Source organism: Sphingomonas sp. MA1305 (assembly GCF_016107325.1).
Lineage (GTDB): Bacteria > Pseudomonadota > Alphaproteobacteria > Sphingomonadales > Sphingomonadaceae > Sphingomonas.
The window spans coordinates 323159-349098 of sequence record NZ_RCVT01000001.1 but is presented as its reverse complement, the minus strand read 5'-3'; the positions used below and the strand labels follow the sequence as shown (position 1 = coordinate 349098).

The following is a 25940-nucleotide window of genomic DNA, read 5'->3' as shown; positions in this document are numbered from 1 at the left end:
ATGGCTCAATGCGACAGCGTCGCCGATCCCGTATCGACCTTCTCGACCCATTTCGGGAAGAACGCCGGCTGGCGGTTCGACCAGCCTGACGCGGTCGCCGCCGCCTCGCTGATCGACTGCAGCAGCTTGCGCCGCAGTTCCGGATGCAGATGCGGCAGCGCCGCCGCGGCGCAGAAGGCGCTCGGCAGCCACGGCCGCACCTCCGCCCCGACCAGCCGCTCGTACAGGAAGCGAAAGGCGGAGAAGCTGGTCAGCCGCCCCTGCCCCAGATCGAAGGCCGCGATCGTGACCAGCGGTGCCAGAAACGGCTCCATCTGAGTCAGGTCGGCGTCGTCGGGAACACGCTGCCGCAGTTCGGGCAATGCGCGGTACAGACGCGCCTGTGCCCGGATGCTCGCCGCCTCGACGACGTCGCGCGACCAACGCGCCATCGCATCGTCGCGGTCCAGTCCGATGTCGAGGCTGCGCCGGATATAGCGCTGCGTCGACGAGGCGAACCCCGCGAACTCCTTCATTTCGGCCAGCGTCATCGCGCCTTCTGCCGGTCTTCTGCTTGCACTCATCGCCGTCACCCCGCCCGCTGCCTGTCCGTCGATCGCGATCATGCCCGCACATGGTTAACAGTGTGCTGAACAGACCTCGGTCGACGTCATAAAAGGATCACGAAACCCTGTTGCGGCGCAACATTCGATACGACGAACCGAGTGCAGCTCGTCGCAATGTCGCCGGGTGGTGATTTCCCGCCACAGATGGTGGGCAAAGCTGTCGGAATATATTGCCCGTAACGAGAGAGGCGGCCGCCCCTCCGGGCAACCGCCTCCTTAACTCGATTCGATAAAGCTTATTGCTGCAAACGCTTTTCCGCTTCCTCGTCATAGCCCGAGGAAGGGGCCGGGCCGTTGTTATGCACCGGCTGCGTGGATGCGGGCGGATCGCTGGCGTCCATCGATTCGTCGAGCGCATTGTCCAACCGCGCATCGGGATTTTCCGGATTACGCTCCAACCGCTCGCTGATCGACCGATCCTGGCCCGCGTCCTGCCGCTCGTCGCGCTCCTGATTGCCGGCATTGGGCGGGGTCACCGCCAGGCTGTCCAGCGCCTTGTCGTCGATACCGGTCATGTCATCCTCCTCAGATGGCGTTCGCAGGCAAAAACGATGCCGAGATCATTTCCGTTCCGCTCAGCGCAATACGCCTCCTGATGGCAGCGGGATGCTTATTACGACCATGGAACAAATCCCCGCGGATACGCGATCTTAGGTAGTTATCTACCAGGGAGGAGATGCAAATGTCTGATTATCGCACCGATACCGACACCACGGTGATCCATCGCCGCGGCGGCAGCGGCCGTATCGTCGCCGCGATCGTGGGCATCATCGCGCTCATCGTCATCGTGCTGTTCGCGACCGGCTTCTGGAGTGCCAAGGTCACCAAGACGGGCTCGCTGCCGGAGGTCGACGTGTCGGCAAAGGGCGGCTCGTTGCCGAAGGTCGATCTGGACTCGAAGAAGATCGTCGCCGGCACGAAGCAGACCACCGTCGACGTCCCCAAGGTCGAGACGGAGAAGAAGAGCATCTCGGTGCCGGTCGTCGGCGTGACCAATGGCGATACCGACAAGAAGTAACCACACATAGGTCGGTTGCCGGGCTGAAGGCCTGGCTGACGGACGAACCGAAGTCGTCGCCATGGGAAGTGGCGACGGCTTTCGCCCATCGTAGTCCCATACACGGGGCATGACGCGCCGCTGCTCACGAGCCTTCGCCGAGCCTGCAGTCGGCGGCGGAGCACGCCTTGATCCTATCGAAGGGCGCGACGCCTCCCCGCATTCTGCAGCCTGCCCTTCCTCGGCATGACGCTCCCAGGATTCGCTCAGCCCGCCGTCACCGTGACGCTCTGCCGCTGCAGGAACGCCTCGCCGAAGATGGTCAGGAAGGCGATGTCGGTCGCGTCGCGGCCGACGCAGACGCGGGCGATCGACTCCGGCGTCGCCATGCCGGTCGCATCGACCAGTCGCCACGCGCCGCCCAGCCATAATTCGGCGACCGCATGGAAATCGGGCGGATCGACGCCCGGTGCATAAGCGGCGACGCAGCGTGCCGGTATCTCCCCCGCCCGCGCCAGCGCGACCAGCAGATGCGCATAATCGCGGCAGACACCGCTGCGGCTGGCGAACGTGTCGAGCGCCGTCGTCGTCCCCTGACTCGACCCGGCGCGATAGGTCAGCGCACCGCCGACCCAATCGACCAATGAAGCGGCCAGCGCCCCTCCCGCCAGACCGGGGAATGCGCCGCGGACGAACCCCTCGAATTTCTCGGCCTGGCAATACCGGCTCGGCAACAGATACGGCACCAGTTCACCGGCGAGCATGCGCACCGGTGTCGCCGGCAGCGTGGCGAGATCGTCGGCCTGCCGCGCGATCTCCACCACCGCCCGATATTCTGCGGTCAGCCGTCCTTCGACTTGCGCCCAGCAGCGCTGGCCGATGCCGTCCTCGCCGCGCACCGCGGCGATGGGCAGGTCGCTCCACACCGTCAGCGCCTGCTCGACCAAGCGCTGGTCGGGCATCGCCGCGACCTCGATCTGCAGCAGCACGTCGGTCGGTCCGCCGACGATGGCATAGTCCAGGTCGGCGGCGATCGTCAGGCGCATGACGCGCTCCCTTCAGTGAGGACGGGCAAAACAAAAGGCCCGGCGGATCGCCGCCGGGCCTTCGCAAGGGATCAGCGCAACGCTGCGGATCAGTTGCGCTGCGAACCGAACAGCCGCAGCACGAACAGGAACATGTTGATGAAGTCGAGGTACAGCGACAGCGCCGACAGGATCACCGCCTTGCCGACCATGTCGGTGCCGGCCACCTGGAAATACAGGCTCTTGGTGCGCTGCGTGTCATAGGCGGTCAGGCCCGCGAACAGCAGCACGCCGACGATGCTGATCACCAGCGCGAGCGGGCCCGACTGGACGAACAGGTTGATCAGGCTGGCGACGATCAGGCCGACCAGACCGACGATCAGGAAGGTGCCGAGCGCCGACAGATCCTTCTTCGTGGTATAGCCGTACAGGCTCAGCGCCGCGAAGCCCGCCGCCGTGGCGAAGAACGCGCCGGCGATCGAGGTGCCGCTGTACACCAGGAAGATCGTCGACAGCGACAGGCCCATCAGCACCGCGAACGCCCAGAACAGCAGCTGCAGCGTGCCGGTCGAGAAACGGCCCTGGCCGAAGCTCATCGCGAACACCACGCCGAGCGGCGCCAGCATCAGGATCATGCGCAACGCGCCATTGGCGAACACCGCCTCCGCCGCGCCCGAATAGGCGAACCCAAGCGCGACGATGCCGGTCAGCAGCACGCCCGACGTCATGTAATTGTAGACCGACAGCATGTACGAGCGCAGACCCGCGTCATAGGCGCCGCTGCGCGCGGCCCCTGCGCGCGGGGCGCCGAACGGCGCGGCGCTCTGCCGGGGGTCGGACCAGTTAGCCATGGTATCCAAAACTCCTTTGCCCGGCATGATGCCGGTTAGCCCGGAATATCGCCCCGGGCGGCCGCTTTTCAAGCGGTGGCTGAGCGGCGCGCGGTCGCCCGCAACAGAATGTTACAGACCCGCCGGCGCCGCGCGTGCTCCGGCGATTGCCACCGCCGGCGGGCTTGGGCACACACGGCCAGTCCCTCGCCTCTTGCCGCCGGTCCGTCATGCCCCGCCTCTTCGTCGCGCTGCGCCCGCCCCCCGAGATTCGCGCCCGACTTCTGACCCTGGCCGGCGGCATTCCCGGCGCACGCTGGCAGGATGACGAGCAACTTCACCTCACGCTGCGGTTCATCGGCGAAGTCGATCGGCCGCTGGCCGAAGACGTCGCCGCCGCCCTCGCCGCCGTACACGCACCGGCGCCGACGGTGACGATCGCCGGGGTCGGTTGCTTCGCTCATCGCGGCCGCACCGACACCCTGCTGGCGACGGTGGCGGCGTCCGATCCGCTCCGCCATCTCCAACGCAAGGTCGATCAGGCGTGCGTCCGCGCCGGCCTGCCGCCCGAGCGGCGGGCCTTCCTGCCGCACGTCACGCTGGCGCGCTTCGGGCGGAGCCATGGCATGGCGCCGGAGATCGAGGCTTGGCTGTCGGTCCATGCCGGCCTGTCCTGCCAGCCCTTCATCGCCGGTCACCTCATCCTCTACGAAAGCCACCTCGGGCATGAGGGCGCGCGCTACGAAGCCGTCATGCGCTGGCCGTTTGCGGGGTAGCTTTCGGGAACCGGCCGGGTCATGACGGGTTCGTAAGGATCATCTCGGGAGTTTCGACCATGCGCGCGCTATTCCTGGCCGGTTGTGCCGCCTTGACGCTTTCCGCCTGTGACAAAGGCCATGACATGGTGACCGGCACGCCGATCGCCGGCGGCGCCCGCGCGACCGCGATGCTCCATACCGCCAGCGGCGCCGACGCCGGCCGCGCCACGGTCACGGAAGTGACCGGCGGGCTGCGCTACACACTCGACGTCAAGGGCCTGCCGGCGGGCACGCATGGCGCCCATATCCACATGACCGGCCGTTGCGACGCGCCCGATTTCACCACCGCAGGCGGTCACTGGAACCCGGACCAGAAGAAGCACGGCACGATGAATCCGCAGGGCCCGCACGAGGGCGACCTGCCCAATCTGACGGTCGGCACGGATGGCCGCGGCACGCTGGGCGTCACCATCCCCGGCCAGACGCTGGCCGGGCTGCTCGATGCCGACGGCGCGGCGATCGTCGTCCATGCCGGTCCAGACGATCTGATGACCGATCCGTCGGGCAACAGCGGCGGCCGCATCGCATGCGGCGTGTTCGCCCCGGCCTAACGTTCGGACGGTCGGCCATCGCGAGGGATGGCCGACCCAACTACAGCCGTAAAATTGCCCCACCCGCGCGCCAGCCGGTCGCGGATGCCTGGACGTGCGAGTCGCCGGACGCAGCAACCTTTTGCAGCGAACGTCTGGTTCGACACATCATTGCTCATTTTGCGCCGAGAAAGCACGTCAGTGTTGCACAAAGGCCGCATCGGCTACGATTCTGACCGGAATCGTCCGAACGGCAAAATCTTCCTTGCACTCTCGCAAATCTGAAACATAGTTGTTCCGCCTACCGTATACGGTTGGTCTTTTCAGACGCTGGGGAGCGTCAAAGAGGGGAACAAGGATGACGAACATTAAGCGGGGCCTCCGCAAGGGGCTTCTCGCATCGGCGCTCTACGGCCTGATGACAACGACCGGCCTGGTCGCGCTCGCACCCAGTGCGTCAGCGCAGGGATTCACCAGCTTTGCGGCGACCGGCACGGTCGTCGACACCAATGGCAAGCCGATCGAAGGCGCGACGGTCACGATCCGTTCGGTCGGCCAGGGTTTCACCCGCTCCGCAACCACGACAAAGGGCGGTGCTTATCTGATCCCCGAATTGCAGAACGGCGACTATGACTTCACGGTCGAGGCACCTGGCTTCGACGCTTATGCCGAATCGGCGGTTCGGCTCGCCGCCGGCGCATCGTCCAACCAGTTTCGCCTGGGCGCGGCAGGTGGCGACATCACCATCACCAGCAAGCGCATCAAGACGACCGACTTCGACCTGACCACCACCGGCCAGATCATCAACGTTGCGGACATTGCCACACGCCTGCCGATCGCGCGTAGCCTGACCGCCATCATTCTACAGGCGCCGGGGACGGCGGCAGGTTCGGGCGCCTTCGGCGGCTTACCCTCGGTCAACGGGTCGGCGGTTTCGGAAAACGCCTATTTCGTCAACGGCCTCAACATCTCCGATTTCCGCAAGAGCCTGTCGCCGGCGGGTGTCCCATTCGAGTTGTATCAGACGGTGGAAGTGAAGACCGGCGGCTTTGCCGCGGAATTCGGGCGCACCACCGGCGGCTTCACCAGCGCGACCACGAAGTCGGGTTCGAACGACTTCCACGGCGGCGTCCTGTTCACCTGGAATCCGAACAAGCTGCGCTCATACGGCCGCGACACCTTCGGATCGGACAATGACGGCGGCACCAGCGATGCACGCTCGACGATCTTCCAATTGTCCGGCCCGATCTGGAAGGACCATCTGTTCTTTTACGGCCTGTACCAGGCCCGCGACAATACGAGCAGCGGTGCCGGCCGCCAGTTCCTCGGCGATCCGCGGACCAGCGACGTGTCCAATCCGGCAAAGTATCTCGGGACCAGCCGCAGCTATTACTCGACGCACTCGCCGTTCTGGGCGGGCAAGGTTGATCTCGTGGTCACCGACGGACAGCGCCTCGACTTCACCTATTTCAGCACCGTAGGCAACGACGTCAACAGTACCTACGGCAATACCGTCACCGCCGCGAACCGGTACAACTACCTCACCAACACCGATGGCCCGTACAGCGGACGCACCCTGTCGACCTACGGCGGCAACAACTATGTCGCACGCTATACCGGCGTGATGACGAAGTGGCTGACGCTGTCGGCCGCCTATGGGCGCAACGAGAACAACTACAATTATCAGTCGTTCAACGCGACCAACACGATCGTGCCGGGCGCCGGCGACTTTCGCGATCCGCTCGTCAGTAAGACGCTGACCGTTGCCGGCGGCAGCCAGGGAATCAGCGAGGATACGCGGAAGTTCTACCGCGGCGACGCCGATCTCTACTTCAACCTACTTGGTTCGCATCACGTCAAGGGCGGTTACGATCGCGAGGAGCTGTCGTCGAACTCGCTCTACCTGCCGTCGGGCAATGGCATCGGCTACAGCATCTACCGTGCGGACGCGAGCAACAGCTACGGCCTCGCCGTTGGCACCGACTATGTTCAGCAGAGCGTCTATCGGCAGTCCGGCGTATTCAAGTCGCTCAATAGCGCCTACTATATCGAGGACAGCTGGTCGTTGTTCTCAAATCGACTCAACCTCAATCTAGGCCTGCGCAACGACCGCTTCACCAACAACAACGCGCTCAACCAGACCTTCTACCGATCGGGCAATCAATGGGGGCCGCGTCTTGGATTCACCTTCGATCCGATCGGTGACCAGCGTGACAAGATCTACGGCAGCTTCGGCCGCCTGTTCATCCCCGTTGCGTCGAACACCAACATCCGTCTGACCGGTGGTGAAACCTATTTCATCCGAACCAACCTGTACGCCGGATTGAACAGCAGCAACATTCCGATTCTCGGTGCGCCGGTGCTCTATTCCGGTGCGGCGGCCTGCCCTGACGACAAGGTGCTCAATTGCTCGGTCACCGGAAACGGTCAGCCGAAGGAGGCGGCCTCCACCGTGTCCTCGACGCTGAAACCGCAGTCGGCGGATGAATATATCCTCGGATACGAGAAGCGGATCGGCGCACGCTGGCGAATCGGTGCCTTCTTCACCTACACCAAGCTGAACGAAGTATTGGAGGACGCCGCCATCGACGGCGCGATCAACAATTACTGCATCCAGCAGAAGATCAGTGGTTGTTCGTCGCTCTGGGGCGGGTTCGATCAATATGTGCTGATCAATCCGGGCAGTGGCGCCACCGTCCAGCTCGCCTATCCGATCAACGGTGAAAGCACGCCACGCACCGTCTCGTTCACTGCGGCGCAACTCGGCTATCCGCGGGCGGTGCGCACCTACAAGGGCATCACCTTCGAAGCTCATCGTGAGTTCGATGGCGTGTGGAGCTTCGACGGCTCGTACACCTATTCGAAGACGATCGGGAATTACGAAGGTGGCGTGAAGACCGACAACGGCCAGAGCGACACCGGCCTGACCACCGACTTCGACCAGCCCGGCCTGGTCAACGGCACCTACGGCTATTCCCCGAACGATAAGCGCCACGTGATCAAGCTGGCGGGCAGCTACCTGTTCTTTGACAGCCTCAATGTCGGCCTCAACGTCCAGGCCTATGCGCCGCGGCGGTTCGGTTGCCTTGGTCGCGTGCCCAAGTCGGTCGATCCCTATGCTTATGCCTATGGCGCCGGCGGCCTTTATTGCCAGGTCAATGCGGATGGCTCGATCAATACCGACCCGTCGGTGACCGCGCCCGTTCAGCTGATCCAGCGCGGCTCCGTGTTCAAGAGCGACTGGCTGATCACCAACGATCTGGACATCAGCTACAAGTTCAACGTCGGCAAGGCGGCGATGACGCTGCGCGGTACGGTGTTCAACGTGCTGAACCGCCAAGCGGTCGTCAGCCGCAGCGAGTATGGCACCGACAGTCAGGGTCGCGCGTCGCCCTATTACAGGACGATCAACGGTTATCAGACCCCGCGCAACGCGCGCCTCCAGCTGTCGTTCGACTTCTAAATTAAGAGTTCCGAGCGGCTGCGTTATCCCTCGCTGCCATCGGCCACACTGCCGGTCCCGCATCACCGCGGGGCCGGCCTTTTTATGGGATCAGGCCCGCGCCTGGCGGCGGGCGCCCTGTTCCAGGCGGCGGAGCAGCGCCTCGATCGACGGCGGTTCGTTCGTCTCCGGCCGGACCGGCAGTTCGACCGTGGCGATCCGCTCCCCCTGGCCGAGCGCGACCGGCGTGCGGAGCGGGGCGACCGGACGAATCGGTTCGCGCGGCGCATCGGGCACCGCTTCGGGGTGGAAGGCGGCGAGCGGCTGATCGAGGTCCGCTGGCAAGGCGCGCTCGACCGGCGGTACGGGCGGCGACGGCGACGTGGCGAGCGGCGCCGGCAGGATCTCGACTGCCTGCGTCAGGGCCTCCGCCACCACGGCGGCGGGCGTCGCGTCCACGACCTCGTCCGATGCCGGAGTCGGTGGCGGCAGCGGCGCACCGAGATCGGCGGCGGACAGCGGCCGGCGCGACGGCGCGTCGGGATGCGCATCGGCGCGGCGCAGCACCGGCGCGCCCGCCTCGCCCGGCGTGTCCTTGCGGCCGAACACCCCGCCCACGCCGAACAGCAGGAACAGCGCCGACCAGCTCACCGCCGCGGCGACGCAGCCCGCGCCCAGTGCCAGCACCATTCGCGCGGTGGTGCCGAGTGGCGGCTGCGCCACCGGCACTAGCGCCGCGACGCCGCTGCGCCACACCCAATCCTCCAGCGTCCCGCCCGGCACCAGCAGGAACAGCGCCGCCACCGCCCCGCCTACGATCGCGCCACCGACGGGCGCGATCCAGGGGGCGACGGCAGAGAGGGTCAGGTGCGGGCGGAAGAACGCGGCCATGATCGATCCAGTCTTGCGGCGGTGAGCCTTTGGTAAATCGGTTCGTAACGGCAAATATTTGACGACCAGTTACGCTCCTGCTCGACGAAGCGGCGCGCCCGGCCGCGGCGCGCCTCCCAGTCCGACCGGTCGGCGAGCAGGCCGGCGAGCGCGGTGGCGATCGCCGCGGGATCGTCGGGCGCGAACAGCGTGCCCGTATCGCCCTCGCCGGCCCCCGCGCCGCCCCCGTCACCGCCAAAACGGATCAGTTCGCGATGTCCGCCGACGTCGGAGGCCGCGACCAGCCGCCCCTGCGCCATCGCCTCCAGCGGCTTGAGCGGCGTGACGAGGTCGGTCAGTCGCATCCGTTTGCGGGGATAGGCGAGCACGTCCACCAGCGCATAATAGCGCTCCACCTCGGTGTGCGGCACCCGGCCGACGAAGCGGATCGCCTGTGCCGCCGGCGACGCCGCCGCCTGTGCGCGCAACGCCGCCTCCATCGGCCCGCCGCCGACCAGCAGCAGCCGCGCCCGCGGCCGCGCCGCGACCAGCGCCGGCATCGCCGCGATCAGATCGTCGAGCCCCTCGTAATCGTAGAAGCTGCCGATGAAGCCGATCGTCTCCGCCCCGACCAGATCGAGCGCCGCGGCCAGCGTCGGATCGCGCGGCACCGGTTCGCCGAACAGCGACAGGTCGACGCCATTGGGCGATACGGTCACCTTGTCGGCCGCCACGCCGCGCGCGATCAGGTCGCCGCGCAGGCCCTCGCAGATCACCGTCACCGCGTCGGCCCGCGCCACCGCCCAATTTTCCAGCGCCCGCGTCGCGCGATACCGGGCCGATCCCTCGCGCCCTGTGCCGTTGCCGACCGCCGCATCCTCCCAGAAGGCGCGGATCTCATAGACCAGCGGCAAGCCCCACCGCCGCGCGACCAGCCAGGCGGCGACCGCGTCGAGCGCGGGCGAATGCGCATGCAGCACGTCCGGACGGAACGACTCCACCGCCGCGTCAATCCGCCGCGCGAAGGCGCGGATGCCGCGCGCCTCGCCGACCGGCCCGGTGCCGCCGACCGGCGGCGTCCGGTGAAAGGTTATGCCGTCGACCGATTCGACCGCATCGGCGCAGGCACCCTGCCGCGGCCCGGTGACCGCCGCCACCTGCCAACCGCGTGCCTCCTGCGCCTTCAGGATCGCGCGCGTGCGAAAGGTATAGCCGCTCTGCAGCGGCAGGCCGTGATCGAGGACATGGAGGATGCGCATGATGCACGCCTTGCCACGATCCCCGTTAACGCCGCGTCAGCGATGGTGGCGGATGGTCGGCTCGCGAACGTGCGAAGCATTCCGGACCGGCGGATAGCGCCGATCGCTCCAGCACGCGTCGGAGCGCCCCATCCTATGTCCTGGCGGTAGCTGCACCCTTCCCGCGATGCCATCCGTGTCAGGTTTAAGCCTCCGTCAACCGCTGGTCGCTAGGCAGCGCGATGGCGGGAAGGAGCGCCGGGCTGCCATGATCGACAATTTCGCGCTCGGCCTGACGCATGCGCTACTGCTGCTCGCCGCATGGCGGCTGCTGCGCCGGCCCGACCTCGATTCCGAAGCGCCGCCGCCGCGCCACTGGGGCAAGCGCGACTGATGCGCGACCTCGCCTTCATCGGCTTTCTCGTCGCTTTGTTCGGCATGGGGCTGCGCCGGCCGTTCCTGCTCGTGCTGGCCTATGTCTACATCGACATCGTCTCGCCGCAGCGGCTGACCTATCTGCTGCTCAACAGCATCCCGATCTCGCTGATCGCGGTGGCGATGGCGGTCGGCGGCTGGCTGATCGCCGACGACAAGAGCGACAGCCGTTTCGCCCCCCGGCAGGGCCTGATCGTGCTGCTGCTGCTCTATTGCTGGGCGACGACGCTCGGCGCCGATTTCCCCCTCGACGCCAAGGACAAATGGGACTGGGTGTGGAAATGCCTGGCCTTCGCCGCCTTCCTGCCGCTGACCCTGCGCACGCGGTTGCGCATCGAGGCGCTGCTGCTGTTCATGATCGTTTCGGCGGGCGCGATCATCATCGTCGGGGGCATCAAGACGCTGGCCGGCGGCGGCGGCTATGGCCAGCTCGACCTGATGGTCAACAACAATTCGGGCCTGTATGAGGGCTCGACCATCTCCACCGTCGCGATCGCGATCGTGCCGCTGATCGCCTGGTTCATGCGCTGGGGCACGATCTTCCCCCCGGACTGGCGGATGAAGGGCTATGGGCTGGCGCTGATCTTCGCCTGTCTGCTGATCCCGATCGGCACGTCGACGCGCACCGGCCTGGTCTGCATCGTGCTCGTCGCGCTGCTGTCGCTGCGCAACACCCGCCGCAAGTTCCTCTATCTGTCGCTGATCGGTGGCCTGGCGGTGCTGTCGGTGCCGTTCCTGCCGGCCTCGTTCACCGACCGGATGAGCACGATCAAGAACCATGACGCCGACGAATCCGCCTCGACCCGCGTCGCCGTGTGGAAGTGGACGATCGACTATGCCAAGTCGCACCCGTTCGGCGGCGGGTTCGAGGCCTATCGCGGCAACCGCATCCGCTACGAGATCAAGAAGACGGACGGCAGCGGCCCCGCCCCCGTTGTCGCCGACATGGCGGTGACCGACAAGGCGCGCGGCTATCACAGCGCCTATTTCGAAACGCTCGGCGAACAGGGCTATCCCGGCCTCGCGCTGTGGCTGTCGATCAGCCTGATCGGGCTGATCCGCATGGAGGTGCTGCGCCGGCGCTACCGCGATCCGGAGGGTGAGTTCGGCTGGGCCGGGCCGCTCGCCGCCGCGCTGCAGACCGCGCATTGCGTCTATCTGCTCGGCGCCGCCTTCGTCGCCATCGCCTTTCAGCCGTTCGTCTACATGCTGCTCGGCGCGCAGATCGGGCTCGACACCTATCTGTCGCGCCGTCGCGCCGAACAGGGCCATACCGGCTTCGTCCGCCGCGTCTCCGCCGCATCGCCGCCCGATCCGGCCCCGCCGCTGCCGGCATGAGCGAATTGCGCGCGCTCACCGGCGCCCGCGGCCTCGCCGCCTGGGCGGTGGTGCTCTACCATGTCCGCGCCAGCATCGCCGGCCTGCCGCCGTCGATGGAGGCGGCGTTCGCGCACGGCTATCTGGCGGTCGATTTCTTCTTCCTGCTGTCCGGCTTCGTCATCTGGCTGACCTGGGGGCCGCGGCTGCACGACGGCGGTGTCGCCGCCGTGCCCGGCTTCTGGCGCAAGCGGGTGGCGCGGATTTGGCCGCTGCACGTCGCCATGCTGGCGTTCGGCGTGCTGCTTGCCGCGCTGTTCGCCGCGACGGGGCGGCATGATCCCGCCTTTCCATGGGCGGAGCTGCCGTCGCACCTGCTGCTCGTCCAGAATTGGGGTTTCACGAACCGGCTGACGTGGAACGACCCGGCCTGGTCGATCAGTTGCGAGGCGGCGGCCTATCTGCTGTTCCCGATATGCGCCTGCGCGCTCGACTGGCGGCGCTGGCCGACGCCGGCGCTGCTGGCATCGGCGGTGGCGCTGCTTGGGCTGCTTGCCTGGGGCATGGCGGACCAGCCGGCCCTCGGCGCCGACATCCCGCGCTTCGGGCTGCTTCGTTGCCTGACCGAATTCGGCTGCGGCACGATCCTCGCCGCGCTCTACCTGCGCCGCCTGCCGCTCGGATTGTCCCTCGCGGTGGCTGTCCTTGCTGCCGCCGCTCGGTGGCTCGGCGCGCCGGAGGCCCTCACCGTTCCCACCGGTTTTGCCGCGCTGCTGATGCTGCTCGCGCAGACCGCCGGCCGGCCGCGCCATCCGCTGGAGCTCGCCATCGTCCATTATCTCGGCGAGATCAGCTTCGCGACCTATCTGTCGCACTTCCTGCTGTGGAAGGCGTTCAAGCTCGTCTTCGTGCACGGCGATCAGGTGCCGCCCGTGACGATCGCCGCCTATCTGCTGCTGGTGCTGATCGCGTCGGTCGCGCTCTACCATCTATGGGAACGCCCCACGCAGCGCTGGCTGAACGCCGCAGGGCCCCTCCCCTGCAGGGAAGGGTTTGGGGTGGGGCCTTTCCGCACGCGGAGCGTACGAGGCGACGCCCCACCCCCTGTTCCTCCCCTCAAAGGGGGGGCTGAGTAGCGCCTCAGGCGTCGGTCAGTTCTTCCTCCAGCGCCTTCAGGATCGCGTCGTTGAAGGCGGGGATGTCGTCCGGCTTGCGGCTGGTGATCAGATTGCCGTCGACGACGACCTGATCGTCCTCCACCTCGGCACCGGCATTCTCCAGATCGGTGCGCACCGACGGCCAGCTCGTCACGCGACGACCGTCGACCACGTCCGCCTCGACCAGCAGCCACGGTGCGTGGCAGATCGCCGCGACGATCTTGTCGTCCTCCATGAATTCGGTGACGATCTCGACCGCGCGCTCCTGCAGCCGCATCTTGTCGGGGTTGCCGACGCCGCCCGGCAGCACCAGCGCGTCGTAATCGTCGGTGTCGACCTGGTCTAGCGTGAGGTCGGGCGTGATCGTCTCGCCCTTCTCGCTGTCGTGGACCATGCCCTGGATCGCGTCGGTCTTGATCGACGCCAGCGTCACCTGCACGCCAGCGTCGAGCAGCGCCTGGCGAGGCTTGAACAATTCGTCCTGCTCGAAACCGTCGGTGGCGAGCATGAGGACGCGGGCTTGGCTGAGATCGGCCATGTCGGGTTACTCCTGATTGGGACGTCGCGAAGGGGAATCGCCAGGGCCCAACACGCGCCCGCCCCGGCCGTTCCGGAACGAAGCGACGGACGGCGCATTTTCGAAGACAGCCAACCCATTGTTTCAAAACGGAGACACGCGTGGCGACCCGCATCGTCTATTGCGACGATTCCAAGCCCGGCATCACCCGCAGGAAAGTGCGGAACGGCTGGGCCTATTATGACGCCGAGGGGGACCGCATCACCGATCGCGACGAGATCGACCGTCTGAACGCGATCGGCCTGCCCCCCGCCTATCGTGACGCCTGGTTCTGCCCCAAGCCCAACGGCCATATCCAGGCGGTCGGCTGGGACGAGAAGGGCCGCAAGCAATATCGCTATCACACGCAATTTCGCGAGGCGCAGGAGGCGGCGAAATACGAACGCTGCGCCGAATTCGGCCGTGCCCTCCCCGCCCTGCGAGTCCGGGTCGAGAAGGATCTGGCGCAGCGCGGCCTGACCCGCGAACGCGCCATCGCCGCGGTCGTCCGCCTGCTCGACGAGACCAACATCCGCGTCGGCAACGAGGCCTATGCGGAGGCGAACAAGAGCTTCGGCGCCACCACCCTGCGCAAACGCCATGGTACCGTCCGCGGCAGCACGCTGCGCCTGCGCTACAAGGGCAAATCGGGCAAGGAGCGCGACTGCGCGGTTACCGACAAACGGCTCGCCGCCACGGTCAAGAAGATGCAGGACCTCGACGAACAGCATCTCTTCGCCTGGCTCGACGCCGAGGGTGAGGCGCATCCCGTCACCTCCTCCGACGTCAACGCCTATATCAAGGCGGTGACCGGCGGCGACTTCTCCGCCAAGCATTTCCGCACCTGGGGCGCCAGCGTCTGCGCCTTCGACGCGCTCGCCCGTGCCGAGGCGGACCTCAGCCTCAAGGCCCTGCTCGAGCCGGTCGTCGCGCGGCTCGGCAACACGCCGGCGATCGCCCGCAAGAGCTACGTCCACCCGTCGCTGATCGCCCTGGTCAAGAAGGGCCAGGGCGCCTTCCGCCGTGCGTTGCGCCTGCCCCGCGCCGCGCGCTATCTCAGCCGCGAGGAGCGTGGACTGATCGCCTTTCTCGAAGCCGGCGCCCCTGCCGACCTCGCGCCGGCACTGGCCAAGGCAGCGTAGCGCCCAAATAGCCCCTCCCCTTCAGGGGAGGGGGTGGGGCGGAGCGTTCCCACAGGCGCCGCCTTCGCGGAGAAGCCCCACTCCCGACCCCTCTCCTGAAGGGGAGGGGCTCGAGACATCAGTTTAAGAGGATCCCATGGCCAATTCCTCCGCCCCGAAGGGCCCCCTGATCGACACCGAGTCGATTCAACAGCAGACCGGCAACCTCGTGCGCGAAAGCCAGTGGTGGCTGCAGCAGCATTGGCTGCAGATCCTGATCGCCTTCGCCGCCGGCACGGTCATCGTTCTTGCGCTGCACGGCCTGCGCCGCCTGGGTGATCGCCTGTGCCAGCATGATCAGCGGCTGCGCGGCTGGGGCCATGTGCTCGGCCGCACCATCGCGCGCACCAACAACTTCTTCATCGTGATGCTCGCCGCCAAGCTGGTCGCCGGCTATGCCGGCGCGCCGGAGGGGGTCGCCACCACGATCAACTTCCTGTGGACGGTCGCCTCCGTCTTCCAAGCGGCGATCTGGGCGCGCGAACTGATCCTCGGCGCGATCGAGCATCGCACCAGCGCCGAAAACTATTCGGGCGAGGCGCTACTGTCGGCGCTCGGCCTGATCCGTCTGCTGATCACCGTCGCGCTGTTCGCGGTCGCGCTCGTCGTCGTGCTCGACAATCTCGGCGTCAACGTCACCGGCCTGGTTGCCGGACTCGGCGTCGGCGGCATCGCCATCGGCCTCGCCGCGCAGGGCATCTTCGCCGATCTGTTCGCCGCCTTGGCGATCATCTTCGACCGCCCGTTCCGCCGCGGCGACACGATCAGCTACGGTTCGAGCAGCGGCACGATCGAGTCCATCGGCCTCAAATCCACCCGCATCCGCGCCTTCACCGGCGAGTTGCGGATCATCTCCAACCGCCAGTTGCTCGACAAGGAAATCCTCAACACCGCGGTGCGTGACCATATCCGGCTATCGTTCACCATCGGCGTCACCTACGAAACCGCGCCGGAAAAGCTGGAACAGGTGCCCGCGATCCTGCGCGAGATCGTCGAGGGCGAAGGCGGCAAGGTCGCGCGGTCCGGCTTCGAGACGTTCGGCGCCTCCAGCCTCGACTATGCGCTGCAATTCGACATTCCCGGCAACGACTGGGCGACCGCGCATCCGATGCGCGACCGCATCATGGTCGCGATCATCCGCCGCTTCGCCGCCGAAGGCATCGGCATCGCCTATCCGACCCAGACCACCTACACCGCCGCTCCGGATGGCAAGCTCGTTATGCCCTATGCTGATGGGCAGCGGAGTTGAGAGTCTCAACTCGCCGGCAGCCAGTCCTCGCATCGCAGCCCGTCGACGCGGGTGAATTCGCGTAGGTTGCCGGTCACGACGATCAGCCCCCGGCTGCGCGCATGGCCGGCGATCAGCACGTCATAGCCGCCGATCGGCCGCCCTTCCGCTTCCAGCGCTGCGCGGATGTCGCCGGCGTGGGCGGCCGCCGCTTCGTCGAACGGCAGCACCGCGAGCCGGTTGGCGAAGCGCTCCACCTCCGCCCGGTTCTCGACCGGTCGCGCCGACTTGGCGGCGCCATGGTACAATTCGGTCAATACGACGGTAGAGATGCACAGCCCATCCGCCTCGGCATTGAACCGCTCGCGGATGCTCTGTGGTCGATCGCGCAACACCCGGATGCACAGGTTGGTGTCGAGCAGATAGCGCAGCATCAGAAGGCGTCACGCTCCTGCGCCGCGGGTTGATCGCGCTCGCCCAGATCGAACCCTGCGGCCGCGAAGAAATCGTCCCAGCTGCGGTCAGCCGGTACGATGATCCGCCGTGCGCCATCGCGCAGCACGCTGACCTCACGCACCCCGTCCGGGAAGGCGACATCCTTGGGCAGCCGCACCGCCTGCGACCGGTTCGACTGGAACACCGTCGTGTTGGTCATCACCGTCTCCTCCATCCCGACGAAGCTGGGATATACCACCGGGATATACAAGGAGTAGCGTGGCGTACAGCCTCAAATCCCCCCTTCGTCCAGGCTGAGCAACGTCGCATTGCCACCCGCGCTGGTCGTATCCACCGACACCGCCCGCTCCGCGCAGAAACGATAGAGATAATGCGGCCCACCCGCCTTCGGCCCGGTGCCGGACAGGCCCTCGCCGCCGAACGGCTGGCTGCCGACCACCGCGCCGATCATCGAGCGGTTGATATAGAGGTTGCCGACCGCCGCCTCGCCCTCGGCGACTTCCGCCGCCCGTGCGATGCGGCTGTGCAGCCCCATGGTCAGGCCATAACCCTTGGCGTTGACCCGCGCGATCGTCTCCGAAAGCTTGCCCGCCTCCCAGGTCGCAACGTGCAGGATCGGGCCGAACCATTCGCGATCCAGATCCTCGATCCGGTCGAGCCGGATCAGCGTCGGCGGCACGAACAGGCCGTCTGCCGGCGCATCCAGAGTCTTGATCACCCGCTCGCCCGCCGCGGCGCGATAGGCCATCAACTTGTCATAGGCGGCGCGGTCGATCACCGGGCCGACATCGGTGCGCGGATCACCGGGGTCGCCGAGCCGCAGCGTGTCCATCGCTCCCTTGAGCATCGCAATCACGCCATCGGCGACGTCCTCCTGCACCAGTAGCAGGCGCAGGGCCGAACAGCGCTGCCCCGCCGAGCGGAAGGACGAGGTGACGACATCCGCCACCACCTGTTCGGGCAGCGCGGTTGAATCGACGATCATCGCGTTGATCCCGCCGGTCTCCGCGATCAGCGGCACGATCGGCCGCTCGTCGTCGGCCACCAGAGTACGCGCGATCCGCTTGGCGGTGGCGGTCGATCCGGTGAAGGCGACGCCAGCGATGCGCACGTCGCCGGTCAGCGCCGCGCCGACCTCCGGCCCGCCGGTGACCAGGATCAGCGCATCGGTCGGCACGCCGGCCCGGTGCGCGAGGGCGACCGCGGCGCGCGCGATCTCGGGCGTCTGCGGCGCCGGCTTGGCGACGACGGTGTTGCCCGCGACCAGCGCCGCCACCGTCTGGCCCAGGAAGATCGCCAGCGGGAAATTCCACGGCGCCACCGTCGCCCAGACGCCGCGCCCCTCGATATGCAGCGTGTTGCGTTCGCCGGTCGGCCCCGGCAGTTCCACGGGCCGCAGCCGCGCGCGCGCCTCGCCCGCATAATAGCGACAGAAATCCGCCGCCTCGCGCACCTCGCCAATCGCGTCCGGGATCGTCTTGAACGCCTCCTGTACGCAGATCGCCATCAGCTGATCGCGATTCTCCTCGAGCAGGTCGGCAAGCCGCTCCAGGATTTCGGCGCGATGGTCGACCGGGGTGGTCGACCAGGCCGGGAAGGCGGCGGCAGCGCGGGTGACGGCGGCTTGCACATCAGCAACCCCCTCCCCTTCAGGGGAGGGGTTGGGGTGGGGCGTATCCTCGGGCGATGGCGTTCGTTGAGCAGCCCCACCCCCAATTGCTCCCCCGAACGGGAGGGGCGCGTTGACCGCCTTCACCGTCCGCTCCAGCACCGCCCGATCCGCCAGGTCGAGGCCTTCCGAATTGCGATGCCCCGGCGCGAACAGATCCTTGGGCAGCGGGATCGACGGATGCCGGCTGCCGCCCAGCGCCGCGATCTTCGCCACCGGGTCCGCCAGGATCTCGTCCTCGCTCAGCCGCGCATCCGCAAGCTGGTGCACGAAGCTCGAATTGGCGCCATTCTCCAGCAGGCGCCGGACGAGATAGGCGAGCAGGTCGCGATGGCCGCCGACCGGCGCATAGATGCGGCAATGATAGCCCTGTTCGCGGACCAGCCGCTCGTACAGGCCGTCACCCATACCGTGCAGGCGCTGGAACTCGAAATCGCGGCTGTTGCCCGCCCATTCCAGGATGGTGGCGACGGTCAGCGCATTGTGGCTGGCAAAGGCAGGGCGGATGTTCTCCGCCGCCAGCATGTCCTTGGCGACCGCCAGATAGGAGACGTCGGTCGCCGCCTTGCGCGTGAACAATGGATAGTCGGACAGGCCCTCGACCTGCGTCCGCTTGATCTCGCTGTCCCAATAGGCGCCTTTCACAAGGCGCACGTTCATGATCCGGTCGAGCCCGTTGGCCCAGGCGACGACGGGCCGCGCCCGCTTGCCATAAGCCTGTACCGCCATGCCGAAGCCGTCCCAACCTTTCAGCGACGGCAGGCCGGCGACGTTGCCGATGATATCGAGGCTCATCTCCAGCCGCTCGGATTCCTCGGCATCGACGGTCAGCGCGATGTTCTTGGCCGCCGCCTGCACCGCCAGCGCCTCCAGCATCGCGGTCAGTGCCGGCACGCATTCGTCCCAGCGCGCGACCTCGTAGCGCGGATGCAGCGCCGACAGCTTGACCGACACCGAATGGCCCGCCGCCGGGTCGCTGCCGACCGCGTCGATCGCGCCGACATAGGCCCGGAAATAGCGATCCGCGTCGTCGAAGGTCCGCGCCGCCTCGCCCAGCATGTCGAAGCTGGCGGTGAAGCCCTTGTTCTCGCCGCGCTTCATCCGACGCATCGCCTCGTCGATGGTGCGGCCCATGACGAAGATCTCGCCCATCATCTTCATCGCCGCGCCCACCGCCTGGCGCACGAACGGTTCGCCGGCGCGGCTGATCAGGCGCTTGAGCGGCCCCGCCTCCCCCTCGCCGACCAGCGCCCGGCCGACGACCAGCCCCCAAGTCGCCGAATTGACCAGCTTGGACGACGATTTGCCGGTGTGCGCGCGCCAGTCCGCCTCGCCCAATTTGTCTGCGATCAGCAGGTCCGCCGTCTCCGGATCGGGCACGCGCAGGAACGCCTCCGCCAGGCTGAGCAGCGCCACGCCCTCCGACGAATTGAGCCGATATTCTTGCAGGAACTGGTTCACCCAGCCGCGATTCTGCGCCGCGCGCAGGTCGGCGAGCAGGCCGGAGGCGTGCGCCATGATCCGCTCCCTCGAATCGGGCGACGCGGCGGCGCGGTCGAGCAGCGGCTTTAGAACATCGGGTTCGCTGGCACGATGCAGCCGAGCCATGGTTTCGCGGGCTGTTGACGTTACGGTGATGGACATGTTCGCGCTTTCGGTCTGGCAAGGCTTGCGGGGAACGGTCCGCCGCGCCTACAGGATGCTCGCGCGTCTAGCGCCAAATGATGGTCGAGGGGAATGGCGTGGCGGAAGTGACGCTGGCGGAGATGCAGGCGCGGGTCGGCAGCGAGACCGTGTCCGACTGGGTCGAGGTGACGCAGGCGATGATCGACCTGTTCGCTGATGCGACCGGCGACCACCAATTCATCCACGTCGATCCGGTCGCGGCGGCCGCGACGCCGTTCGGCGGCACGATCGCGCACGGTTTCCTCACCCTGTCGCTGATGCCGCTGCTCGCCAGCAAGGTGCCCGACGCGCCGCGGCTCGCCGGCGTGCGGATGGGCGTCAACTACGGCGGCAACAAGGTTCGCTTCCTCACCCCGGTGCGCGCGGGCAGCCGCGTGCGCGGCCGCTTCCACCTGCTGAGCTTCGAGGAGAAGCGCCCGGGCCAGTTCCAGCAGACCACCCAGTTCACCGTCGAGATCGAAGGGCAGGACAAGCCCGCCCTGATCGCCGAGTGGATCAGCCAAGCCTTTGTCTAATCACGATTGTTGGTTTTAAACCCACGCATCTGTGCGTGAAGTTAGGGAAGAACGACCCATGCGCTCCGCCGTCATCGTCTCCACCGCCCGCACCCCGATCGGCCGCGCCTATCGCGGCGCCTTCAACGCCACCACGCCGCAGGCGCTGGCCGGCCACGCCATCGCCCATGCGGTCAAGCGCGCCGGCCTCGACGGCGGCGAGGTCGAGGACGTGGTGTTCGGCGCCGCGCTGCAGCAGGGGCACCAGTCGACCAACATCGCCCGCCAGGCGCTGCTCCGCGCCGGCCTGCCGACCTCGGTGCCGGGCATGTCGCTCGACCGCCAGTGCGCCAGCGGCCTGATGGCGATCGCCACCGCCGCCAAGCAGATCGTCCAGGACGGCATGGACATCGCCGTCGGCGGCGGCGTCGAGAGCATCAGCATGGTGCAGACCCCGCAGATGCGCGTCGCCCCGGACAAGGCGCTGATCGCGATGCACGCCGACATCTACATGCCGATGCTGCAGACCGCCGAGGTGGTGTCCAAGCGCTACGGCATCGGCCGCGACGCGCAAGACGCCTATGGCCTGCAGTCGCAGCAGCGTACCGCCGCGGCGCAGGCCGCCGGCAAGTTCGACGACGAGATCGTCCCGCTCGACGCGGAGATGGACCTGATCGACAAGGAGACCAAGGAGGTCACCAAGAAGCAGGTCACCCTGTCGAAGGACGAGGGCAACCGTGCCGACACAACGCTGGAGGGGCTGCACTCGCTCAAGCCCGTCGTCGGCCCGGACGGCCACATCACTGCCGGCAACGCCAGCCAACTGTCCGATGGCGCCTCCGCCAGCGTGCTGATGGAGGAAAGCGTCGCCGCCGCGCGCGGCCTGACCCCGCTCGGCCGCTATGTCGGTATGGCCGTCGCGGGCACCAAGCCCGACGAGATGGGCATCGGCCCGGTCTTCGCGGTGCCCAAGCTGCTCGAGAAGAACGGCCTCAAGATGGACGACATCGGCCTGTGGGAGCTGAACGAGGCGTTTGCGGTCCAGGTCCTCTACTGCCGCGACACGCTCGGCATTCCGGACGAGCTGCTCAACGTCAACGGCGGCGCGATCTCGATCGGCCACCCTTATGGCATGTCGGGCGCCCGCATGACCGGCCACGCCCTGATCGAGGGCAAGCGCCGCGGCGCCAAATATGTCGTGGTGACGATGTGCGTCGGCGGCGGCATGGGCGCGGCGGGGCTGTTCGAGGTGCTGTGAGGTTGAAGCGTTAAGGCCGAAACGGTATATACGGGGGCGGCGATGTCATGAGCGCCTTTCTGCCGAGCCCCGGTCGTTGCAGCGACCGGGGCTCAAACGTTTGGGGCTCGGGTTGCAGCCCGAGCCCCGCCCGTGCACCTTATCTGTTTCGCGCCACTTCGATGATCTTCAGGACCAGGGTCCCGAAGGCAAAGAGCACGCCCAGGATCAGGCACAGATCGGCAACGGTCATGCGTCGTCCTTTCTGCTAAAGCGGCAGGATTGCCGCCGCCAGCGATCGTGGCCGCCGCGGCCCTATCGCGCAACCAACCCCCGGCGCGCTCGTTCTCCGGCAAACCCCTCGCATCAGGAGACGTGCCGTGGCCGACCAAGACAATCCCCAGGAGATCGCCGACAAGTTCCTGTCCAAGCTGCACGACAGCCCATTCGTGATGATCGGCCTGACCAACGGCGAACACAGCGAGCCGATGACCGCGCAGCTCGACGACAGCCAGCCCAACACGCTGTTCTTCTTCGCCGGCAAGGACAATCGCATCGCCAGGGGCGGCGATGCGATGGCGCAGTTCGTCGGCAAGGGCCACGACTTCTTCGCCTGCCTCGCCGGCACCGTGTCGCAGGCGAACGATCACGCGCAGATCGACCGGCTGTGGAATAATCAGGTCGAGGCCTGGTTCCCGGGCGGCAAGGAAGACCCCAACCTGACGCTGCTGCGCTTCGACATCGACAGCGCCGAACTATGGGAAACCGACATCTCGCTGTCGGGCCGGGTCAAGATGCTGTTCGGCGGCACGATCCGTGGCGACGAGTCGAGCAGCCACGCGGTGGTCGACGCGGTCGCCTGAGCCTGATCCGGCACGATGAGGGGCGCGGCGCGACGGCGCTCGCGCCCCTTCGCTTATCCGGCGTTGGCGGCCATCCATTCCTCGACGACGGGCGCGACGCGGTTGCGCCACTTAGACCCGTTGAAGATGCCGTAATGGCCGGCGCCCTCGACCATCAGATAGCGCTTCTTGTCCTCCGCCAGCGCAGTCGCCAGCGTCAGCGCCGCCTTGGTCTGGCCGAGCCCGGAGATATCGTCCCGCTCGCCCTCGATCGCCAACAGGCCGACGTCGGTGATCGCGCCGGGATCGACCCGGCGGCCGCGATGCGTCATCTCGCCGCGCGGCAGGGCATGGGTCTGGAAGACGAGGTCGACCGTCTGCAGATAGAATTCGGCGGTCATGTCGCAGACCGACCGATATTCTTCGTAGAAGGCCTTGGTTGACGCCGCACCCTCGCCGTCGCCCTGGACGAGATGTTTGAACATCTCCCAATGGCTCATCATGTGGTTGCCGAGGTTCATCGACATGAAGCCGGCGAGCTGGAGGAAGCCGGGATAGACCTTTCGGCCTGCGCCCGGATAGGTCATCGGCACGGTCGCGATCGCATTCTGCTCGAACCAGGCGTGCGGCCGCTCCGTGGCCAGCGTGTTGACCGCGGTCGGCGCCTCGCGCGTGTCGATCGGGCCACCCATCATCGTCAGCGTCCGCGGCCGGCACGGATTGCCGTCGGCGCACATCAGGGCGGTCGCGGCATAGCAGGGCACCGACGGCTGGCAGACGGCCAGCATGTTGGCCCCCCGGCCGCCGGCGTCCGGACCGATCGCCTCGAGGAAGGCGATCAGATAATCGATGTAATCGTCGAGATCGAAGCGCCCCTCCCACAGGGGAACCAGCTTCGCGTCGCGCCAGTCGGTGATGTAGACGTCGGCGACCGGCAGCATCCGCTCGACCGTGCCGCGCAGCAACGTGGCGAAATGGCCCGACATCGGCGCGACGATCAGCAGCCGCGGCCCGCCCTCCACGCCCTCGCGGCGGAAGCGCTTGAGCTGGCCGAACGGCTTTTGCAGCACGATCTCTTCGTGGATCGGCACCTCGACACCCTCGATCACCGTGTGGGTCAGGCCGAACGCCGGCTTCCCCCGCGGGGCGGCGGCATGGGCGAAGACCTCCAGCGCGCTCGCCACCACCGATCCGCCGCCAAGATAAGCCCAGGGATTGGCAGGGTTCTGAAGCAGTCCGGCACTGAAGGTAGCCATGGCACTGGCACCGGCGAGCATCGAACGCTGGAATTCATAGGCATCGTACAGCATGGCGCGCTTCTATCCCATGTCGGTTGCCGTGTCCGTAAACACTTTGACCTAAACGGCGGATTGCGACGAAACGTTGCGCTTACGGTGAGCAGCCGCGTCGATCAGCGGGGCAGCGACGTTGAGCGGACCGATACGCACTGCTAGGCGCCTGACGATCATGGCCGCATCCCCGCCCCCTCCGGGCCGCCGTCTCGGCGACCTCCGCCTCGTATGGGACCGCGTGCTGCGCTACCCGCGCGAGCTCGCCTTCGCCCTTGCCGCGCTTGCCACCACCTCTGCCGCGACGGTCGCAATCCCCGCCGGCTTCAAGCGGGTGATCGATCGCGGCTTCGGCCCGGACGCGCACGGCTCCGTCGCGGCATCCTTCCATTATCTGCTGATGATCGTCGGCGTGCTCGCGCTTGCCACGGCGGTCCGCTTCTACTTCGTCTCCTGGCTCGGCGAGCGCGTCGTCGCCGACCTGCGGCTGCAGGTGCAACGCCATCTGCTTGGCCTCAGCCCGCGCTTCTTCGAAGAGAACCGTCCGTCGGAGATCGCCTCGCGCCTGACCTCCGATACGACGCTGATTGAAACCGTGGTCGGCAGCACCGTGTCGATCGCGCTGCGCAACACCTTCACCGCGATCGGCGGCACGGTCTATCTGTTCTGGCTGTCGCCGAAGCTCGCCGGCATGCTGCTGCTCGGCATCCCGTTGATCATCCTGCCGGTCACCATCTTCGGCCGCCGCATCCGTGCCCATTCGCGCACGTCGCAGGATCGCGTCGCGGATGTCGGCGCGATGATCACCGAGACACTGGGCGCGATGAAGATCGTCCAGGCCTTCGGCCAGGAGGATCGCGAGGCGAATCGCTTCGGCGGCGCGGTCGACGCCACCTTCGCCGCCGCCAAGCGCCGCATCGGCCTGCGTGCGATTATGACCGCGATCATGATCGCACTGATCTTCGGCTCGATCACCCTGGTCGTCTGGGAAGGCGTCGCCGACGTCACCGCCGGGCGTCTGTCCGGCGGCGGCCTGTTCGCCTTCGTGCTGACCGGCGGCATCGTCGCCGGGGCATTCGGCGCGCTGACCGAAGTCTATGGCGACCTGCTGCGCGGCGCAGGAGCGGCGAGTCGTATCGCCGAACTGCTCCACGAACGGCCGGAGATCGCCCGCCCCGCCGCGCCGATCCCGCTGCCCGTGCCGGTACGCGGCGCGCTGACCTTCGACGACGTGCACTTCCGCTATCCTACCCGGCCCGAGGTCGCGGCGCTCGACGGCCTCAGCCTCGCCATCCGACCCGGCGAAACGGTGGCGGTGGTCGGCCCGTCGGGTGCGGGCAAGTCGACCCTGTTCCAGCTCGCCGAGCGTTTCTACGATCCGGCGGCGGGCCGCATCCTGCTCGACGGCGTCGACCTGACCGAGGCCGATCCCGCCGCGATCCGCGCCCAGATCGCGATGGTGCCGCAGGAGACCGTGATCTTCGGCGCAACGGCGCGCGACAATCTGCGCTACGGCGACTGGCAGGCGGACGACGATCTGCTTTGGGCCGCCGCGGAGGCGGCCAATGCCGCCGACTTCCTGCGCGCGCTGCCGGAGGGGCTCGACACCTTCCTCGGTGAAGGCGGCGCCCGACTGTCGGGTGGCCAGCGTCAGCGGATCACCATCGCCCGCGCGCTGCTGCGCGACGCGCCGATCCTGCTCTTGGACGAGGCGACCAGCGCCCTTGACGCGGAGAGTGAGCGGCTCGTCCAGCAGGCGCTGGAGCGGCTGATGGAAAACCGCACCACCCTCGTCATCGCCCACCGGCTCGCCACCGTCCGCGCGGCGCAGCGCATCGTCGTGATGGATCAGGGCCGCATCGTCGAGGAAGGCCCGCACGGCGCCCTGATCGGCCGCGGCGGCCTCTACGCGCGGCTGGCGAGCCTGCAGTTCCACGAAGCGGCATAGCATGTTCAATTCGTCATTCCGGCGAAAGCCGGAACCCGTGGGTGCTGGACGCCGATCTTGCGCGCTATCGCCTGCCGCGCCGTATCCATG

24 protein-coding genes are annotated in these 25940 nt (G+C 67.3%); 13 read left to right on the top strand and 11 right to left on the bottom strand.

Annotated features, from left to right (window positions below; translation table 11 throughout):
• Positions 1 to 5: 5 nt before the first annotated feature.
• Positions 6 to 563: a hypothetical protein gene (locus D9601_RS01590; RefSeq protein ID WP_198353331.1), complete on the bottom strand. Its 558-nt coding sequence runs from the start codon at positions 561 to 563 to the stop codon at positions 6 to 8.
• A 278-nt stretch (positions 564 to 841) separates the two neighbouring features.
• The gene (locus D9601_RS01585; protein WP_198352186.1) at positions 842 to 1120 is read right to left on the bottom strand and encodes a hypothetical protein; all 279 of its coding nucleotides are present in this window, start codon (positions 1118 to 1120) and stop codon (positions 842 to 844) included.
• Positions 1121 to 1287: 167 nt separating this feature from the next.
• On the opposite strand from D9601_RS01585, the gene D9601_RS01580 reads away from it, so the two are divergent.
• A complete protein-coding gene (locus tag D9601_RS01580) occupies positions 1288 to 1623 on the top strand; it encodes a hypothetical protein (protein WP_198352185.1) in 336 nt (111 codons plus the stop codon).
• Between the two features lie 245 nt (positions 1624 to 1868).
• Here the strand turns inward: D9601_RS01580 and D9601_RS01575 are convergent, their stop codons facing one another.
• Positions 1869 to 2648, bottom strand: a complete 780-nt coding sequence (locus D9601_RS01575; protein ID WP_198352184.1) for a transglutaminase-like domain-containing protein — start codon at positions 2646 to 2648, stop codon at positions 1869 to 1871.
• A gap of 89 nt (positions 2649 to 2737) precedes the next feature.
• Positions 2738 to 3478, bottom strand: coding sequence for a Bax inhibitor-1/YccA family protein (locus D9601_RS01570; RefSeq protein ID WP_198352183.1), 741 nt, complete (start codon positions 3476 to 3478; stop codon positions 2738 to 2740).
• Between the two features lie 209 nt (positions 3479 to 3687).
• Here D9601_RS01570 and thpR point away from each other — a divergent pair, with 209 nt between their 5' ends.
• The 3 genes from thpR to D9601_RS01555 all read left to right on the top strand — a co-directional run bounded on the left by thpR (position 3688) and on the right by D9601_RS01555 (position 8268).
• The gene (gene thpR, locus D9601_RS01565) at positions 3688 to 4233 is read left to right on the top strand and encodes an RNA 2',3'-cyclic phosphodiesterase (protein ID WP_198352182.1); all 546 of its coding nucleotides are present in this window, start codon (positions 3688 to 3690) and stop codon (positions 4231 to 4233) included.
• A gap of 59 nt (positions 4234 to 4292) precedes the next feature.
• Complete coding sequence (locus D9601_RS01560) at positions 4293 to 4826, top strand: superoxide dismutase family protein (protein ID WP_198352181.1); 534 nt, start codon at positions 4293 to 4295, stop codon at positions 4824 to 4826.
• Positions 4827 to 5163: 337 nt separating this feature from the next.
• Positions 5164 to 8268 (top strand): TonB-dependent receptor, encoded by a 3105-nt coding sequence (locus D9601_RS01555; RefSeq protein ID WP_198352180.1) that lies wholly within the window; start codon positions 5164 to 5166, stop codon positions 8266 to 8268.
• A gap of 90 nt (positions 8269 to 8358) precedes the next feature.
• Here the strand turns inward: D9601_RS01555 and D9601_RS01550 are convergent, their stop codons facing one another.
• Positions 8359 to 9138 carry a hypothetical protein gene (locus D9601_RS01550; protein ID WP_198352179.1) on the bottom strand — a complete coding sequence of 260 codons (780 nt, stop codon included), beginning with the start codon at positions 9136 to 9138 and terminating at the stop codon, positions 8359 to 8361.
• Complete coding sequence (locus D9601_RS01545) at positions 9111 to 10376, bottom strand: TIGR04063 family PEP-CTERM/XrtA system glycosyltransferase (RefSeq protein ID WP_198352178.1); 1266 nt, start codon at positions 10374 to 10376, stop codon at positions 9111 to 9113. The genes D9601_RS01550 and D9601_RS01545 overlap by 28 nt, the downstream gene beginning before the upstream one ends.
• 247 nt (positions 10377 to 10623) lie before the next feature.
• On the opposite strand from D9601_RS01545, the gene D9601_RS19975 reads away from it, so the two are divergent.
• From D9601_RS19975 to D9601_RS01535, 3 genes are read left to right on the top strand one after another with little or no spacing between them, the layout of a single operon-like run.
• On the top strand, positions 10624 to 10749 hold the full coding sequence (locus D9601_RS19975) for a hypothetical protein (RefSeq protein WP_269769637.1): 126 nt from the start codon (positions 10624 to 10626) through the stop codon (positions 10747 to 10749).
• Positions 10749 to 12128, top strand: a complete 1380-nt coding sequence (locus D9601_RS01540; RefSeq protein ID WP_198352177.1) for a putative O-glycosylation ligase, exosortase A system-associated — start codon at positions 10749 to 10751, stop codon at positions 12126 to 12128. Before D9601_RS19975 ends, D9601_RS01540 begins: the two co-directional genes overlap by 1 nt.
• Entirely contained in the window at positions 12125 to 13243 is a 1119-nt protein-coding gene (locus D9601_RS01535; RefSeq protein WP_198352176.1) for an acyltransferase family protein, read from the top strand. Before D9601_RS01540 ends, D9601_RS01535 begins: the two co-directional genes overlap by 4 nt.
• A 4-nt stretch (positions 13244 to 13247) precedes the next feature.
• On the opposite strand, the gene D9601_RS01530 is transcribed toward D9601_RS01535, so the two are convergent.
• On the bottom strand, positions 13248 to 13802 hold the full coding sequence (locus tag D9601_RS01530) for a type 1 glutamine amidotransferase domain-containing protein (protein ID WP_198352175.1): 555 nt from the start codon (positions 13800 to 13802) through the stop codon (positions 13248 to 13250).
• A gap of 140 nt (positions 13803 to 13942) precedes the next feature.
• Here D9601_RS01530 and D9601_RS01525 point away from each other — a divergent pair, with 140 nt between their 5' ends.
• Together D9601_RS01525 and D9601_RS01520 are read left to right on the top strand one after the other, a co-directional pair.
• Complete coding sequence (locus tag D9601_RS01525; protein ID WP_198352174.1) at positions 13943 to 14962, top strand: DNA topoisomerase IB; 1020 nt, start codon at positions 13943 to 13945, stop codon at positions 14960 to 14962.
• Positions 14963 to 15098: 136 nt separating this feature from the next.
• On the top strand, positions 15099 to 16250 hold the full coding sequence (locus tag D9601_RS01520; RefSeq protein WP_198352173.1) for a mechanosensitive ion channel family protein: 1152 nt from the start codon (positions 15099 to 15101) through the stop codon (positions 16248 to 16250).
• 5 nt (positions 16251 to 16255) lie between these two features.
• Here the strand turns inward: D9601_RS01520 and vapC are convergent, their stop codons facing one another.
• Genes vapC through putA form a run of 3 tightly spaced genes read right to left on the bottom strand, consistent with a single transcriptional unit; the run spans position 16256 to position 19962 of the window.
• Entirely contained in the window at positions 16256 to 16663 is a 408-nt protein-coding gene (vapC, locus tag D9601_RS01515) for a type II toxin-antitoxin system tRNA(fMet)-specific endonuclease VapC (RefSeq protein ID WP_198352172.1), read from the bottom strand.
• Complete coding sequence (gene vapB, locus D9601_RS01510; RefSeq protein WP_332837874.1) at positions 16663 to 16923, bottom strand: type II toxin-antitoxin system VapB family antitoxin; 261 nt, start codon at positions 16921 to 16923, stop codon at positions 16663 to 16665. The genes vapC and vapB overlap by 1 nt, the downstream gene beginning before the upstream one ends.
• 33 nt (positions 16924 to 16956) lie before the next feature.
• The gene (gene putA, locus D9601_RS01505) at positions 16957 to 19962 is read right to left on the bottom strand and encodes a bifunctional proline dehydrogenase/L-glutamate gamma-semialdehyde dehydrogenase PutA (RefSeq protein ID WP_232473771.1); all 3006 of its coding nucleotides are present in this window, start codon (positions 19960 to 19962) and stop codon (positions 16957 to 16959) included.
• A 116-nt stretch (positions 19963 to 20078) separates the two neighbouring features.
• On the opposite strand from putA, the gene D9601_RS01500 reads away from it, so the two are divergent.
• From D9601_RS01500 to D9601_RS01490, 3 genes are all read left to right on the top strand, one after another.
• A complete protein-coding gene (locus tag D9601_RS01500; RefSeq protein WP_198353329.1) occupies positions 20079 to 20555 on the top strand; it encodes a MaoC family dehydratase in 477 nt (158 codons plus the stop codon).
• A 58-nt stretch (positions 20556 to 20613) separates the two neighbouring features.
• The gene (locus D9601_RS01495) at positions 20614 to 21792 is read left to right on the top strand and encodes an acetyl-CoA C-acyltransferase (RefSeq protein WP_198352170.1); all 1179 of its coding nucleotides are present in this window, start codon (positions 20614 to 20616) and stop codon (positions 21790 to 21792) included.
• A 359-nt stretch (positions 21793 to 22151) separates the two neighbouring features.
• The gene (locus tag D9601_RS01490; protein WP_198352169.1) at positions 22152 to 22634 is read left to right on the top strand and encodes a pyridoxamine 5'-phosphate oxidase family protein; all 483 of its coding nucleotides are present in this window, start codon (positions 22152 to 22154) and stop codon (positions 22632 to 22634) included.
• Between the two features lie 53 nt (positions 22635 to 22687).
• Here D9601_RS01490 and D9601_RS01485 read toward each other — a convergent pair whose 3' ends face one another.
• Positions 22688 to 23923, bottom strand: coding sequence for a polyhydroxyalkanoate depolymerase (locus D9601_RS01485; RefSeq protein ID WP_198352168.1), 1236 nt, complete (start codon positions 23921 to 23923; stop codon positions 22688 to 22690).
• A gap of 157 nt (positions 23924 to 24080) precedes the next feature.
• Here D9601_RS01485 and D9601_RS01480 point away from each other — a divergent pair, with 157 nt between their 5' ends.
• Entirely contained in the window at positions 24081 to 25850 is a 1770-nt protein-coding gene (locus D9601_RS01480; protein WP_198352167.1) for an ABC transporter transmembrane domain-containing protein, read from the top strand.
• Positions 25851 to 25940 lie beyond the last annotated feature (90 nt).

Coding starts and splice junctions, on each gene's coding strand:
- D9601_RS01590 (WP_198353331.1), bottom strand. CDS start 563: ATGAGTGCAAGCAGAAGACCGGCAGAAGGCGCGATGACGCTGGCCGAA.
- D9601_RS01585 (WP_198352186.1), bottom strand. CDS start 1,120: ATGACCGGTATCGACGACAAGGCGCTGGACAGCCTGGCGGTGACCCCG.
- D9601_RS01580 (WP_198352185.1), top strand. CDS start 1,288: ATGTCTGATTATCGCACCGATACCGACACCACGGTGATCCATCGCCGC.
- D9601_RS01575 (WP_198352184.1), bottom strand. CDS start 2,648: ATGCGCCTGACGATCGCCGCCGACCTGGACTATGCCATCGTCGGCGGA.
- D9601_RS01570 (WP_198352183.1), bottom strand. CDS start 3,478: ATGGCTAACTGGTCCGACCCCCGGCAGAGCGCCGCGCCGTTCGGCGCC.
- thpR (WP_198352182.1), top strand. CDS start 3,688: ATGCCCCGCCTCTTCGTCGCGCTGCGCCCGCCCCCCGAGATTCGCGCC.
- D9601_RS01560 (WP_198352181.1), top strand. CDS start 4,293: ATGCGCGCGCTATTCCTGGCCGGTTGTGCCGCCTTGACGCTTTCCGCC.
- D9601_RS01555 (WP_198352180.1), top strand. CDS start 5,164: ATGACGAACATTAAGCGGGGCCTCCGCAAGGGGCTTCTCGCATCGGCG.
- D9601_RS01550 (WP_198352179.1), bottom strand. CDS start 9,138: ATGGCCGCGTTCTTCCGCCCGCACCTGACCCTCTCTGCCGTCGCCCCC.
- D9601_RS01545 (WP_198352178.1), bottom strand. CDS start 10,376: ATGCGCATCCTCCATGTCCTCGATCACGGCCTGCCGCTGCAGAGCGGC.
- D9601_RS19975 (WP_269769637.1), top strand. CDS start 10,624: ATGATCGACAATTTCGCGCTCGGCCTGACGCATGCGCTACTGCTGCTC.
- D9601_RS01540 (WP_198352177.1), top strand. CDS start 10,749: ATGCGCGACCTCGCCTTCATCGGCTTTCTCGTCGCTTTGTTCGGCATG.
- D9601_RS01535 (WP_198352176.1), top strand. CDS start 12,125: ATGAGCGAATTGCGCGCGCTCACCGGCGCCCGCGGCCTCGCCGCCTGG.
- D9601_RS01530 (WP_198352175.1), bottom strand. CDS start 13,802: ATGGCCGATCTCAGCCAAGCCCGCGTCCTCATGCTCGCCACCGACGGT.
- D9601_RS01520 (WP_198352173.1), top strand. CDS start 15,099: ATGGCCAATTCCTCCGCCCCGAAGGGCCCCCTGATCGACACCGAGTCG.
- vapC (WP_198352172.1), bottom strand. CDS start 16,663: ATGCTGCGCTATCTGCTCGACACCAACCTGTGCATCCGGGTGTTGCGC.
- putA (WP_232473771.1), bottom strand. CDS start 19,962: ATGGCTCGGCTGCATCGTGCCAGCGAACCCGATGTTCTAAAGCCGCTG.
- D9601_RS01500 (WP_198353329.1), top strand. CDS start 20,079: ATGGTCGAGGGGAATGGCGTGGCGGAAGTGACGCTGGCGGAGATGCAG.
- D9601_RS01495 (WP_198352170.1), top strand. CDS start 20,614: ATGCGCTCCGCCGTCATCGTCTCCACCGCCCGCACCCCGATCGGCCGC.
- D9601_RS01485 (WP_198352168.1), bottom strand. CDS start 23,923: ATGCTGTACGATGCCTATGAATTCCAGCGTTCGATGCTCGCCGGTGCC.
- D9601_RS01480 (WP_198352167.1), top strand. CDS start 24,081: ATGGCCGCATCCCCGCCCCCTCCGGGCCGCCGTCTCGGCGACCTCCGC.